Below are 12,858 nucleotides of genomic sequence, written 5' to 3' on the forward strand. Positions count from 1 at the left end.
AAAGAACCGCGCGCTCAAGACTGGGCGATAGAAACCATCGGCATGACCCGTCGCTTTGGCGATTTTGTCGCAGTAGACCAGCTGGATTTACGCATTCCTCACAAAACCATTTACGGCTTCCTCGGCCCCAACGGCTGTGGCAAATCCACCAGCATGCGTTTAATCACCGGCCTGCTCACGCCGAGCGCGGGGAGCGTGCGTGTATTGGGAATGGATATTCCCGAACAAGCGGAATTACTGCGCCGCCGCCTCGGCTATATGACGCAAAAGTTTTCGCTGTACGACGATTTAACCGTACAGGAAAACCTGCGCTTTATGGCGCAGATCTACAACCTTGAAAGCCGCAGCGTAAAACAGTTGATCGACAGCCAGCTCAGCCGCTATCAACTGGATGAACGCAGAACCCGTCTCGCCGGTGCACTCAGCGGCGGCCAGCGCCAGCGGTTGGCACTCGCGGCCGCGACCTTACATCAACCGGAATTATTGATCCTCGACGAACCCACCTCCGCCGTAGACCCAGAAAACCGGCGCGATTTTTGGGAAAAATTGTTCGACCTCTGCGATAGCGGCACTACCATTCTGGTCTCTACCCATTACATGGATGAAGCCGAACGCTGCCACGGTTTGGCAATTATGGAGAGCGGAGTGAAACGCGCCGATGGTGCACCCGCGCAATTGATGCGCGAGCTGGGCGCCCGGGTGGTTGAAATCGATGGCGAAAACCTGCGCTTGCTCAAGCAACAATTGGGGGAATTGCCGGAAGTGGTATCTACCGCGCAACAGGGAACGCATCTGCGCGTATTGATCAAAGAAGCGATTGAGGATCCGGAAACCTGGTTGCGCAGTGTGCACCCCGAATTAGTTGCCAATCGCCAGATACACACGGTACGCCCGAGTCTGGAAGACGTGTTTGTCCATTGCACCGGCAGCAACGCGGTGGATGGCCATGGAGCGCGGCAATGAATGCCCTCAGCCAAAGCCTGCAGCGGATCGGTGCAATTGTGTTTAAAGAGTTGCGCCAGCTGACGCGCGACCGCCCTACTTTCGGCATGATTGTGATGGTGCCCTTAATCCAACTATTGCTTTTCGGTTTTGCCATCAACACCAATGTGCGCGACCTGCCCGTCGGCGTGGTGGATTTGAGTCATACCCAGACTGCCCGTGCGTTGGTGAGCGACCTCACAGCCACGCAAGTGGTGAGTTTTACCGAAACCTATCAAACCCCCAAGCAGGCGGAAGATGCGATTCGGCGCGGCCATGTCCACGCGGTACTGGTGATCCCCGAAGATTTTGGCCAACGGCTGCAAGACCAACGCCCGATAGCCCAGTGGCTGATCGATGGTTCCGATACCATGGTCAGCAACGCGCTGCTTGCGCTGCAACAAATGCCCTTTGCCAGTGGTTTTGAGGCGCAGCCCAGCGCGCGCAAAAACACCTTTGAGATCGCGCTCTTCTTTAATCCTGAACGACGCTCAGCGATTAATATCGTGCCCGGGCTAGTGGCTATTGTGCTTACCATGACCATGGTGATGTTTACCTCGGCGGCGCTGGTACGCGAGCGCGAGCGCGGCAACCTGGAATTGCTGATCACTACGCCGGTGCGCTCCAGCGAGATTATGATCGGCAAAATCGTGCCCTATATTTTTGTCGGCCTGATTCAGGTGTCGATTATTCTCGGCCTCGGCCATCTGATTTTTGATGTGCCGATCAATGGCCGGCTGGATCAGCTGGTCCTCGGCGTCTTCGCCTTTATCAGCGCCAGCCTCACGCTTGGCCTGCTGGTTTCCACCATCGCCAAAACCCAATTGCAGGCGATGCAACTCACTGTGTTTTTGTTGATCCCTTCAATCCTGCTCTCGGGTTTTATGTTCCCCTACGAGGGTATGCCTGAAGCAGCGCAGTGGATTGCCGAAGCGCTACCCGCGACTCACTTTATTCGCATGGTGCGCGCGATTGTGTTGCGCGGCGCAACGCTGGAAGATTTGCAGCCAGATTTATGGTGGCTGATCGGGTTTACCGTGCTTGGGGTGATAGCAGCAGCAAGCCGGTTCAAAAAGCGACTGGATTAACCGGCTTATTCCAATTAATCCATGCGGTGGGAAGTTTTCCAATTTTTACTTATAACAAATAAAAACAAGCAGGAAATTTTTTATAACAATCAGCTTGAGATTGAGCATAAATCAACCTAAACTGCACAGCATTGATTTATGTGAACTGGTTCGCACTTATGCTCAAGTATGTTTCTGCCGTTTTAGTCTTGGTCACCGCCACGCAAGCCAGCGCGATTAATATCGATCTGGGCCCAGCGGCTGGCTACAACCTCTTTATTAAAGAGAACTTCACCCAACCGGGGGCTGACTCCCAAGGCAAAATCGCCATTGGCGGTAACGCCAATATCGGCCAATACGACGTGGGTGTGAACTACGAGCCAGGTACATGGCGCGACGGCAAACAATTCTGGACTGAACCCGGCAAGTATTCTGATGTGTTAGTGGTGGGTGGCAATCTGACCACCACCCAGTGGGCCTGGGGCAACGTCAAAGGCAATCTGATTCTGGGCGGCAAACTCACCGAGGGCTCCAGCAAAAATGCTGTGTTGGGCAGTACCACAAAAGCTACCCCGATTGATTTCAACTCTGCCTTTAACCAGTTTACTGAGCTATCCAAAGAACTGGCGGGCCAATCCAATACCGGCGGCTTGGAATTTAAATACAACAACTGGCTGATTCTGGATGGCACCAGTAACAACGATGTGTACGTTGCCAATATCACCGGCCACCAGTTGGCAAAAGCGACCGATCTAACCGCAACCGGGCTGGATAAAAACGATACGCTGGTCATCAATGTCAGCGGCAAAAATATTAAATTTGACTCGCTCAACTACGGCAAACGCGAAGGTTTTGATCCATTGAATATGGCGGCCAGTAATATCCTGTACAACTTTTTTGAAGCAGAAAAAATCACTTTTGAAGGCGGTATCAAAGGCAATATCCTCGCCCCCAATGCCGATTTTACTTTTTTACAAGGCGATTTGAGTGGCCAGGTGATTGCAAAATCCTGGACCGGGGGCTGGGGAGCACAAGCAAATTTATGGGATGGTTTTTTTGTACCGCCGGATCTGCCTGAACCTCCGAAGACACCTGTTAGTAATGTATCTGAACCCTCTGCTCTACTGCTGTTGTTCTGCGGATTGCTGGCATTGGTAGTCATCCGCAGTAAGAGCCAAAAAGGCTAAACAGTTAGTATCACCAAGACTTTAGGTTTCATACCACACACAAACAAAAATGCCCAAGCAACTTGCTTGGGCATTTTTGTTTGACTGCAAAAGCCGTTTTAAATCACAGTTCCAGCGTAGCAATATCCTTAAGTGCAAGCTCGATATTACTTCTGATTGCACCTTCAGTAGCCAAACGCAAACGCTCTACACCAGCAAATGCTTCGCCAGCACCTGTGGTATGTTGAGAGTTGATGACTTTGCGCCAAACGATGTTATCGTCAGCCACTTTTCTCAACTTCCAGGCCAAGTCTGTTTTAACGGTAAAACTGAAACCCATTGTTGGTTGGTTGACGGTCAAAATAGAGGCGGATAATTCGTAATCTGCACCACCCACCTTAACCAGTTGCTTAAAAGCTTTGGTTTTCAGGATGGTTTCTTCTATTGCTGTTTTCAGGTCAGCATCAGCCACACTGGATTTACCAAGCGCGGATGTGTCTTGCCCACCAGCTACATTTACGCTAACCGAATAGGGTTGAATTTTCCCGGGTACGTAATCTACAGGTACCATAGCAACAGGGTTGGTTGGTGAGGCGCAGCCGGTAAATAATAGCGAAGCACAGAGTAATGCGATGAGACGGTACATTATTTGCCCTCGCCTTAGTTAGTTTGTTTTTTGTATATATTAGTGATGACTTCATCCACCATTTTTTCCGGTGACAATCGAGTCAGCGAAGTATGCATGGAATAGCCTTTGGCGATGGGGAACTTATCTTTAGGATCTTGCATAACAACGGTAAGTTCAATCATGTACATGGTGATATCCCACATCCACTTGTCAGTATAAGTCACCAACGCATCAACCTGAGCAGGGGCACTAGCGGCATTACCGGTAGTGGCTTGTTTGCCAATCGCCGACAATTTTTTAGTGATGAGCTCATTCACACCACGATCATCACCATCCAACTTAACGACATAGAAGGAGTTTATCTTGCTGAGATCCTGATCGGGAAAAATCTGCGCATCCATCTTGTTAACAGCACATCCAGAAAGAAAACTAACGAAGAGAAAAGTAAATAAAATGCGTATCGACATTTTTTAAAGCTCCGTGCAATTATGTTATTTGATTGACGTTGGCACCTTTACGCCAACCGCAGAATGCTAACATACGCGCCAGAGCTGAGCCATATTTGTCTACTGACCAAACCGCTCAATTGTTCGACCCTATTAATGAAAGAACATCGACCCGACAAATAGCTTGTCTAAACCAAGCCTAACTTAAAAAGGAATACCTATGAAATTCGATAATATTCTCCAAACCATTGGCAACACGCCACACGTCCGCATCAACCATTTATTCCGCAGCGATATCGAAGTCTGGATGAAAGTCGAGCGCTTCAATCCAGGCAGCAGTATCAAAGACCGCATCGCGTTGGCGATGGTTGAAGATGCGGAAGCCAAAGGCTTGATCAACAAAGATACCCTTATTGTTGAACCCACTTCCGGTAACACCGGCATCGGCCTCGCACTCGTTTGCGCGGTAAAAGGCTATCGCCTCATTCTCACCATGCCGGAATCCATGTCGGTCGAGCGCCGCAAAAACATTAAGGCCCTGGGCGCTGAATTGGTGCTTACCCCGAAAGAGCTAGGCATGGGCGGCTGCATCGCCAAAGCCAATGAAATACTGGCCGAAAATGACAACAGCTGGATGCCGCAGCAATTCAACAACCCTGCAAATGTGGAAGTTCACCGCAACACCACTGCGCAGGAAATTCTTAACGATTTCCCGGAAGGAATTGATTACATGATCACCGGCGTAGGCACTGGCGGTCATATCACCGGTTGTAGTGAAGTGTTGAAAGAAAAATTCCCGCACTTAAAAACCTTTGCCGTAGAGCCGGAAAAATCCCCCGTCATCAGCGGCGGCCAGAAAGGCTTGCACCGCATCCAGGGAATCGGTGCCGGTTTTATCCCGCAAGTATTAAATAAAGAAGCCCTCGACGGCACCATCCTCGTGAGCGAAACCGACGCGTTTGAAATGGCTCGCCAATGCGCGTTGAAAGAAGGGATTTTTATCGGCATATCCTCCGGCGCAACCCTCGCTGCAGTCGCGCAGAAACAAGCCGAGATGAAACCCGGCAGCCGCGTAATTATTTTCAGTTACGATACCGGTGAGCGTTATTTATCGATTGAGGATTTGTTTTAAGTAATAAATCAAAAAAGCAGTATCAAGAGGGCGCAACACATTGCGCCCTATTTTTTATCAGCCCACAAAAACCAGCCCTCTTTTAGGGCGCATAAAAAATGTCACATCGCATGTGTTACAGTCCCACCACAAGATCCCTCTACAGCTCCCAACAAGGAAACAGCAATGAGTAATGTGCATTTTATCGGTGGCGAAAAAGGCGGGGTTGGCAAATCTATGACCGCGCGGTTATTGGCGCAGTATTTGATCGACGCAGAAAAACCTTTTATCGGCTTGGACTCCGATCAATCTCACGGGACTTTTTCACGCTTTTACAGCGAGTTTGCATCGCCCTTAATTGTTGACGATTACGATAGCCTCGATCAGCTGATTATTCTCGCGCAGGAAAATCCCGGCAGCGATTTGATTGTTGATTTAGCAGCACAAACCTCCACCCGCTTGGGCAAGTGGATTGACGAGAGCGATGCGCTCGCACTGCTGCAGGAGTTGGGCAGCCAAGTCTTTTTATGGCATGTGATGGATGACGGTGCAGATTCCGTGAATTTATTAAATGGGCTGCTCAATCGTTACCCGCAGGATTTTATCAAGATTGTGGTAGTCAATAACTTAGGCCGCGGAGAGTGTTTTGAACACTTTGAGCAATCAACTACTTACCAAAAAGCAAAAGACCGCAATGCGATTTTTATAACACTGGCAAAACTACAACCGCAACTCGCGGCGCGTATTGATTTTGCCAACACCAGCTTTTGGGCGGCAGCGAACAATACGGATGTAATGAACATTATCGAACGCTCGCGTGTGCGAGTGTGGCTAAAAAATAATTATGCGCAGTTTGATAAATTGTCCCAGTAAAAAATACCAAAAAAAATGGGCGCACATTGCGCCCATTTTTTTGTCTCGGTAAAACTTATTCTACTGCAACAACTACCACTGCTTTAGCTGGAATCTCCAACGCCAGTTTTCCATTTTTGGCTTTCGCTGAGTAAGCTGCTGGCTTAATCGTCTCTGGCGCTGCGAAGGTATTGTGTGCATCCATTGCTGCTGCAGTTAACACCTGGCCGCTCACACCATTCACTGTTATACCCGCCAAATTAATATCAACGGTTTCCGCCTTGTTGGGGTTGGCGTTAACCAAAGCGATATACACTTTGCCATCTTTCGCACGCGCTGCTGTTGCACTCACTGCAGGGATTGAAGCACTGCCCAGCGTGTATTGCGGTACATTTTTCAGCTCCAGCGGCAAAGATGTAGCCCCCTGGAATGGAATGTACATTTTGAATACATGATAAGTCGGAGTCAGAACCATTTTTTCCTTGTCCGTCAAAATCATTGCCTGCAATACGTTCACCATCTGCGCGATGATACTCATGTGCACACGGTCAGCGTGTTTGTGGAAAATATTGAAATTCAAGCCAGCGACAATCGCATCGCGCAAACTGTTTTGTTGATAGAGGAAACCTGGATCATCATCACCAGTTACGTCGTACCACGTGCCCCACTCATCCACATAGAAACCGACTTTTTTCTCAGGATCATTTTTATCCATCACTTTTTTATTGTTGACAATAAACTGATCCATTTTCAGTGTGTTGACCATGGTGGACATCCACTCGGCCTCAGGGAATTTAAGTGCGGCGCCTTTTACTGTCCAATCGCCTTTCGGCAGTGTGTAATAGTGGAAACTCACTGCATCCATTCGCAACGCCCAATTCGGTTTTACATTGGCAGTGAGATGATCTGCCCAACTGGTGTCGTCAGTGTGGCCGCCGCTGGCAATCAAAATCGGTGTGTTGTCTTTCGGCGTTTTGAGGAAGCTGGCGTATTGCTTGTAGAGATGAGTGTAGAACTCGGGGGTCATATTGCCGCCGCAGCCCCATGCCTCATTACCGATCGCAAAATAATGCACACGAAAAGGTTTATCGCGGCCATTTTTGCGGCGCAGTTCAGCCAGGGTCGATTTGCTATCCGAGGTCATGTACTCCAGCCACTCTGCCATTTCCTGCGGAGTACCAGTTCCAAGATTACCGTTGACGTAAGCTTCAGCGCCGAGCATTTCCACCAGATCAAAGAACTCATGGGTACCTACGGCGTTATCTTCTATCACCCCCCCCCAGTTGGTGTTCACTCGTGCAGGGCGCTTATCGCGCGGGCCAATACCCTCGCGCCAGTGATATTCATCGGCAAAACAACCGCCCGGCCAACGCACCAGCGGTACCTGCAAATCTTTCAGCGCACCCACTACGTCGTTGCGCCAGCCTTTGGTATTGGGGATTTTGGATTTGGGGCCAACCCAAATACCTTCGTATATTCCGCGCCCCAAGTGCTCGGCAAATTGGCCATAGATGTTTTTGTTGATGACCGGACCGGGCTTGGTGGTATCGACACTGACCTGAGTGTCAGCCAAGGCGGTAAAACTGAGGCTCAGGCCAAGTGCGGCGATGAGCGGCTTGATAGCTCGCATGGATGTCTCCTATTTGTTGTTATGGTGTAGTAATTACGCTGTACAACAGAAAGAATAGCCCTTGTCAGATCATATTGTCATACAAGTTAACCTAATTTTACCCATAGACACCTCCTCTTACTGCCAAGCCATGTCAGCGGAATCCGTGATCTTTGCTTCAACCAGCTGCCACTCACCAAATACTGTGTTTAAATACAGCATCTTTACAAAAACATTATTCCCCATGCGCAAAATTATTCATTGTGATGCAGATTGTTTCTTCGCAGCGGTCGAAATGCGCGATGATCCCAGCCTTGTCCATCGCCCGATTGCAGTGGGCGGCAGCAGTGATCGGCGCGGCGTAATCTCTACCTGCAACTATGAAGCGCGCCGCTATGGCGTACATTCGGCCATGCCCTCTAGGACCGCAAAACGCCTGTGCCCGGATTTATTAATCCTGCCCACGCGCATGGATGCCTATCGCGAAGCTTCGGCAAAAATGCGCGATATTTTTTACGAATACACCGAGTTAGTTGAGCCACTCTCGCTCGATGAAGCATTTTTGGATGTGAGCGATACTAAAACTCACCGCGGTAGCGCCACCCTAATCGCACAAGAAATTCGCCAACGTATTAAAGATGAAATCGGTATCACAGTCTCCGCCGGTATCGCCCCCAATAAATTTCTCGCCAAGGTCGCCAGCGACTGGAATAAACCCAACGGGCAATTTGTTATCCCACCGGAGAAAGTTCCGGCATTTGTTGCGCAACTACCCGTCAAAAAAATTTATGGCGTCGGCAAAGCCATGGCTGCAAAACTGGCGGAATCCAATATCTTTACTTGCGGCGACCTGCACAAATTTTCAATCTTTGAGTTATCGCAGCGCTACGGCCAAATGGGTTCACGCCTCTATAAACTGAGCCGTGGAATTGATGAGCGCGAATTAACGGTAGACAGACGCCGAAAATCTCTCAGTGTGGAAAATACCTTCTCACAGGATCTTCCCAGATTGGAAAACTGCCTGCACGAATTACCACCACTAAGCCAACAACTGGCGATACGCTTGCGCCGTGTCGATGATGACTACAAAGTGGTAAAACTCTTTGTAAAACTTAAATTTTCAGATTTCAGTATCACAACCATCGAGCGTAGTGCCAGTGCGGTGTCTTTAATGGAATTGCAAAGTTTGTGTGCAGAAGCTTATGAGCGGAAAAATTTACCAGTGCGGTTGATCGGTGTAGGCGTGAGGTTTATTGATTTGCGGGAGAGTAATGCGTTTTTTCAGCTGGAACTATTTAACAACACCAATCAGTATCTTACAGAAAAGCCATTTTATGGATTGAGCGATGAATTAAGAAAACAAAACATTGTTTAGTGAAGATTTAGGCGAGTCTGCAGCCAGTGAATTCCTCGCTCAATCCGTTATCCTCTCATAATCATTAACAATAAAAAAAAGCAATCCAAATTAATTCTTCATCAACATCAAACTCAAAACCACTACCCAAACCGCCAACACACCATAATTAATGCGTTGATATAAACCCAAGTTGATATTGGTTTTGATCGCACGCAACATTAACACCAGAGCAACAACTGATATTACCGCACTAACTGCGGAATACAGCGAAAACCACGCAGGCAAATTGTGTATTTTAATCGTCCACAGCAAGCAGGTGGCCAGCAAAGAAAAATACACCACCAAACCCGCAAGGTTATGTATTACCTGCCCCTTTGATGGTTTGGGAACACCCAAATCTTCATCACAAGGAAACAAGCCCGTTACCCAATGTGAAACGCCCTGCACCATCATCAAAATACCGGTTAAAAATAAAAGGTTATTAGTGGATTCAATATTCAGTAGCATCGCACCAAACAATACAAACCAAAACCCAATAGGAAAATTATTGATCCATGGGTGAATTTTGGTAGTGGCGCGGTTGCGTGCGCCCAACTCACTCATCACTTGTTGGCGATGGTTATAACCGGGATATAAACGCGCGACTATAATTACGCCCACTAGCATCCACAGTGGTGCAACAATTCCAGCTAAAACTAATAATTCCATAACATATTTTTTCCAATTTATTAATTCTCTCTCAGAGGAAATTCCATCTCAATTATATCGTCAATACTCAATTTCGATTCGTCGCTTTCTTCACCCTCAATCAGCAAAAGCCTTATTGTCGCCATTGTTGAACTATTGGTGTCAGACATTTTACCGCTCCAAAAACTGATCTATGCACAGTGTAATCACTACCGCTTCTTCAACCGCAATACCGCTTTATTCTGATCAATCACAAAATCAAACCGGCCGAGAATATCAATGCCCAGCAGGCCATCGAATTGATCGCCATTATCCATCGGTAGGCGGGCGAGCATGTGTTTGTTGAAGGTAATGCTTTCGATGGTGAGGGTATCGACTACAAATAAATAACTTTCAACCGTGCCGCTTGCGGTGTTGAGTTGGATGGGTTTGGGAGATTTTACAAATGAGTAATGGCGATTGATAAAACTGGCAGTCAGGCCGCTGATAGATGCACCCGTATCCAGCAATAATTTTACTTGCTCACCCTCTACTGTTATTGGCACTAAAAATTGGCCGCCGAAACGAATCAATGGTACTGTAATTTCGGCGGGCCCATCGTCTTGCGCAGTTGAGCCTTCATCCAGTTTTGTCAATATACCTTCAGCGCGCGCCTGGGTTTCGGGTTGGTTGGCAGCCATGAGAGCATGGTATTGAGCTTGCTCTTTATCTTCGATTTTTAAATGCATTTTGGCGAGCTGCAAATGCAACTCGCCATTGTCAGGCGTGAGTTTGATCAGGTCATTGATCTGCGCCATTAACCATTCGTAGCTCTCTCCAAAAATAGAGGGATTCTCAGTGAGGCGAATTAAATATTTCGCCAAATACGCGAGCGCACTTTCAATTTTTTGCGCATCCACTTCGGTATTGATATAGCGGAACCAAATGCCGACTGCTTCTTTATGCTGCCCCTGCTGCTCGTACACACGCGCCAACAACCACAGCGCCTCGGTATTTTGCGGCTCCAACTCGAGTAATTGATTCAGCAGGCGCGCAGCATCGCCGTAAGCGCCATTAGCAATTAACTGATTGGCGCGTTCGAGTGGCGACTGGGGTTTCGTCGGTAAAAACTGAGTTGTTGATGCAGATGAAGTGGGACTGAGATCGTGCGGAGGGCTTGGTTCTGGCTTTTCAAAAAAATCAGGTTCATCAATATTAGCCGCAACAATCGGCTGCGCATTTTTATCATTTTTGGCATGACGATATTCGCTGGCGTAAAAACCCAGTGCAAATGCCAGCGTGGCGACAAAAACAATTTTTTTGTTATTCATCGTTAATTTTTTGTAGTAGTCAGGATAGTTGTACTTATTAGGGCTGTTGTAGCTGCTTACGGATAAAATCCGCCATATTTTCCGGTTTGGTAATAGTTGCAAAACGTTTGATGGGTTTGCCGTCGCGACCGATTAAAAATTTAGTGAAATTCCATTTAATCGATTTACCTAACCAACCGGGTAATTCACTGGTTAACCATTTGAAGAGCGGGTGCGCATTGTTGCCGTTGACATCCACTTTGGCGAACATGGGGAAACTCACACCGTAATTAATCTGGCAGGTATGGGCAATTTGATCAGCGTCGCCAGGTTCCTGTCCACCAAATTGGTTGCAAGGAAAACCGAGAATCTCCAAACCCTGAGCGCTAAATTCCTTATAGAGCGCCTCAAGTCCAGCATATTGCGGGGTAAACCCGCATTGGCTGGCGGTATTCACCACCAGCACCAACTTGCCTGCGTAGTCAGACAGGTTGATGGGCGTTCCGTTCAGGGATTCAGCTGTGAAATTGTAGAAAGGGCTCATGGTTCACCTGCGAGTATTATTGGCGAAAGTGCATCAGCCCAGACTGCATGGAGCGCAGGATTAAATCAACCCTCGCGCTCCATTGACGTGAAGGATTAATATTCCGCCGCAGGCTTATCGAGCGTTTTGATCTGGATATTGCGGAAGAAAGTCTCAGCGCCTTCCGATTGGATTTGCAGTTTGCCGCGTGTGAGCGGAACAAATTTTCCATCGACTTCGTGGCGTGAATTAAAGCCGCGAAACACTTCATGGCCGTTTACTTTATGGATCAGGGTTTTGCCATCGGTAATCACTTCCATGGTGTCCCACTCACCGCTCGGCTTTTCATAGTTGCCCAGTTTTAATACGCGCGCGGCTATATCTTTGCGCAGCGGCAATTTGGGGTCGTAGCGATAAAATTTCCAATCGCCGAGATTGGTATCGCCCGCATGCACATCAATGATCACACCGTCGAGACTGTGGTAGTCACCGCTATCACCTTCCTGGATCTGGAATTCGTGGCTGCGCATCCAGTGGGTGCTCTGTGCACCTTGTGGGCCGACGGCAAAATAGAGAAGGCCGTTGTCACGTGCAACATCCAGGCGTGGATGCCATTTTTGTTTGCCCCATTTCACTTCAAATTTCAGATGGAAGTTTTCAAACTCTTCAAGGCTGGTCAAACCGCCCCACTCTTCCCCCGATACCCGCAGCAGGCCATCAACCACCGAGAATACTTTCTTCGGATCATTATTAACACCGCGCGGCTTGTGCTTGGAAACCAGATTGTATTCATTGGTTTCCGGTTGGTAGCTCACATAAGGCTCCCAACCACTCAGGTCCTTGCCATTGAACAGGGATTTCCACTCACCCGCGCCCGCCGCAAACACCTGGGTGCTGGCGATAAGGCCAAATAAACATAAACCGATTAATTTCATTGCTGTTCCTCGTTGTTGTTCTTTATGACGTCAGATGCGCGCAGCCTAGAGCCTGGCCACTGCCCAGTCCATATTTCCAGAATGACAATTACAGTCCTTTACCTTGCGCCGCAAATGATCCCCGTAGCGCTGGCTTGCGTATCTTTACTTACATCCGGTGCGAAATCCCATCACCCAAGGTTTTTACTATGTATACCCACTGCAAAA

At 48.3% G+C, this 12,858-nt stretch carries 13 protein-coding genes and 1 pseudogene; 7 read left to right on the forward strand and 7 right to left on the reverse strand.

Features of this window, described 5'->3' with window-relative positions:
• Positions 1–42: 42 nt before the first annotated feature.
• The 4 genes and pseudogenes from J2X05_RS21225 to J2X05_RS17435 form a co-directional block, all read left to right on the forward strand.
• Positions 43–582 (forward strand): annotated as a pseudogene (locus J2X05_RS21225) (ABC transporter ATP-binding protein); the annotation flags it as partial.
• A gap of 51 nt (positions 583–633) precedes the next feature.
• Positions 634–963 carry an ATP-binding protein DrrA1-3 family domain-containing protein gene (locus J2X05_RS21230; protein WP_445343910.1) on the forward strand — a complete coding sequence of 110 codons (330 nt, stop codon included), beginning with the start codon at positions 634–636 and terminating at the stop codon, positions 961–963.
• The gene (locus J2X05_RS17430; protein WP_310074916.1) at positions 960–2,069 is read left to right on the forward strand and encodes an ABC transporter permease; all 1,110 of its coding nucleotides are present in this window, start codon (positions 960–962) and stop codon (positions 2,067–2,069) included. The genes J2X05_RS21230 and J2X05_RS17430 overlap by 4 nt, the downstream gene beginning before the upstream one ends.
• Positions 2,070–2,227: 158 nt before the next feature.
• Positions 2,228–3,235, forward strand: a complete 1,008-nt coding sequence (locus J2X05_RS17435) for a choice-of-anchor A family protein (RefSeq protein ID WP_310074918.1) — start codon at positions 2,228–2,230, stop codon at positions 3,233–3,235.
• Positions 3,236–3,338: 103 nt separating this feature from the next.
• Here J2X05_RS17435 and J2X05_RS17440 read toward each other — a convergent pair whose 3' ends face one another.
• Positions 3,339–3,860, reverse strand: a complete 522-nt coding sequence (locus J2X05_RS17440) for a hypothetical protein (RefSeq protein WP_310074921.1) — start codon at positions 3,858–3,860, stop codon at positions 3,339–3,341.
• Positions 3,861–3,874: 14 nt separating this feature from the next.
• Complete coding sequence (locus tag J2X05_RS17445; protein WP_310074922.1) at positions 3,875–4,309, reverse strand: hypothetical protein; 435 nt, start codon at positions 4,307–4,309, stop codon at positions 3,875–3,877.
• A gap of 199 nt (positions 4,310–4,508) precedes the next feature.
• On the opposite strand from J2X05_RS17445, the gene cysK reads away from it, so the two are divergent.
• Together cysK and J2X05_RS17455 are read left to right on the forward strand one after the other, a co-directional pair.
• Entirely contained in the window at positions 4,509–5,420 is a 912-nt protein-coding gene (gene cysK, locus J2X05_RS17450) for a cysteine synthase A (RefSeq protein ID WP_310074924.1), read from the forward strand.
• A gap of 165 nt (positions 5,421–5,585) precedes the next feature.
• Complete coding sequence (locus tag J2X05_RS17455) at positions 5,586–6,272, forward strand: P-loop NTPase family protein (protein WP_310074926.1); 687 nt, start codon at positions 5,586–5,588, stop codon at positions 6,270–6,272.
• 55 nt (positions 6,273–6,327) lie between these two features.
• Here the strand turns inward: J2X05_RS17455 and J2X05_RS17460 are convergent, their stop codons facing one another.
• Entirely contained in the window at positions 6,328–7,881 is a 1,554-nt protein-coding gene (locus J2X05_RS17460) for an alpha-N-arabinofuranosidase (protein ID WP_310074928.1), read from the reverse strand.
• Between the two features lie 223 nt (positions 7,882–8,104).
• Between J2X05_RS17460 and dinB the strand changes: the two genes are divergently transcribed.
• On the forward strand, positions 8,105–9,235 hold the full coding sequence (dinB, locus tag J2X05_RS17465; RefSeq protein WP_310074931.1) for a DNA polymerase IV: 1,131 nt from the start codon (positions 8,105–8,107) through the stop codon (positions 9,233–9,235).
• 90 nt (positions 9,236–9,325) lie between these two features.
• On the opposite strand, the gene J2X05_RS17470 is transcribed toward dinB, so the two are convergent.
• The 4 genes from J2X05_RS17470 to J2X05_RS17485 all read right to left on the reverse strand — a co-directional run bounded on the left by J2X05_RS17470 (position 9,326) and on the right by J2X05_RS17485 (position 12,651).
• Positions 9,326–9,925: a DUF998 domain-containing protein gene (locus tag J2X05_RS17470; RefSeq protein WP_310074933.1), complete on the reverse strand. Its 600-nt coding sequence runs from the start codon at positions 9,923–9,925 to the stop codon at positions 9,326–9,328.
• A 188-nt stretch (positions 9,926–10,113) separates the two neighbouring features.
• Positions 10,114–11,214 carry an aspartyl protease family protein gene (locus J2X05_RS17475; RefSeq protein ID WP_310074934.1) on the reverse strand — a complete coding sequence of 367 codons (1,101 nt, stop codon included), beginning with the start codon at positions 11,212–11,214 and terminating at the stop codon, positions 10,114–10,116.
• 37 nt (positions 11,215–11,251) lie between these two features.
• Positions 11,252–11,737: a glutathione peroxidase gene (locus tag J2X05_RS17480; protein WP_310074936.1), complete on the reverse strand. Its 486-nt coding sequence runs from the start codon at positions 11,735–11,737 to the stop codon at positions 11,252–11,254.
• Positions 11,738–11,832: 95 nt separating this feature from the next.
• Positions 11,833–12,651, reverse strand: a complete 819-nt coding sequence (locus J2X05_RS17485; RefSeq protein ID WP_310074938.1) for a 3-keto-disaccharide hydrolase — start codon at positions 12,649–12,651, stop codon at positions 11,833–11,835.
• Positions 12,652–12,858: the final 207 nt, after the last annotated feature.

The organism is Cellvibrio fibrivorans (genome assembly GCF_031457055.1).
Classification (GTDB): Bacteria; Pseudomonadota; Gammaproteobacteria; order Pseudomonadales; family Cellvibrionaceae; genus Cellvibrio; species Cellvibrio fibrivorans.

Bases quoted from the DNA above. Each gene is read 5' to 3' on its own strand.
- J2X05_RS17480 (WP_310074936.1), bottom strand. From the start codon at position 11,737: ATGAGCCCTTTCTACAATTTCACAGCTGAATCCCTGAACGGAACGCCC.
- J2X05_RS17455 (WP_310074926.1), top strand. From the start codon at position 5,586: ATGAGTAATGTGCATTTTATCGGTGGCGAAAAAGGCGGGGTTGGCAAA.
- J2X05_RS17460 (WP_310074928.1), bottom strand. From the start codon at position 7,881: ATGCGAGCTATCAAGCCGCTCATCGCCGCACTTGGCCTGAGCCTCAGT.
- J2X05_RS17485 (WP_310074938.1), bottom strand. From the start codon at position 12,651: ATGAAATTAATCGGTTTATGTTTATTTGGCCTTATCGCCAGCACCCAG.
- cysK (WP_310074924.1), top strand. From the start codon at position 4,509: ATGAAATTCGATAATATTCTCCAAACCATTGGCAACACGCCACACGTC.
- J2X05_RS21230 (WP_445343910.1), top strand. From the start codon at position 634: ATGGAGAGCGGAGTGAAACGCGCCGATGGTGCACCCGCGCAATTGATG.
- J2X05_RS17430 (WP_310074916.1), top strand. From the start codon at position 960: ATGAATGCCCTCAGCCAAAGCCTGCAGCGGATCGGTGCAATTGTGTTT.
- J2X05_RS17470 (WP_310074933.1), bottom strand. From the start codon at position 9,925: ATGGAATTATTAGTTTTAGCTGGAATTGTTGCACCACTGTGGATGCTA.
- J2X05_RS17440 (WP_310074921.1), bottom strand. From the start codon at position 3,860: ATGTACCGTCTCATCGCATTACTCTGTGCTTCGCTATTATTTACCGGC.
- J2X05_RS17475 (WP_310074934.1), bottom strand. From the start codon at position 11,214: ATGAATAACAAAAAAATTGTTTTTGTCGCCACGCTGGCATTTGCACTG.
- J2X05_RS17435 (WP_310074918.1), top strand. From the start codon at position 2,228: ATGCTCAAGTATGTTTCTGCCGTTTTAGTCTTGGTCACCGCCACGCAA.
- dinB (WP_310074931.1), top strand. From the start codon at position 8,105: ATGCGCAAAATTATTCATTGTGATGCAGATTGTTTCTTCGCAGCGGTC.
- J2X05_RS17445 (WP_310074922.1), bottom strand. From the start codon at position 4,309: ATGTCGATACGCATTTTATTTACTTTTCTCTTCGTTAGTTTTCTTTCT.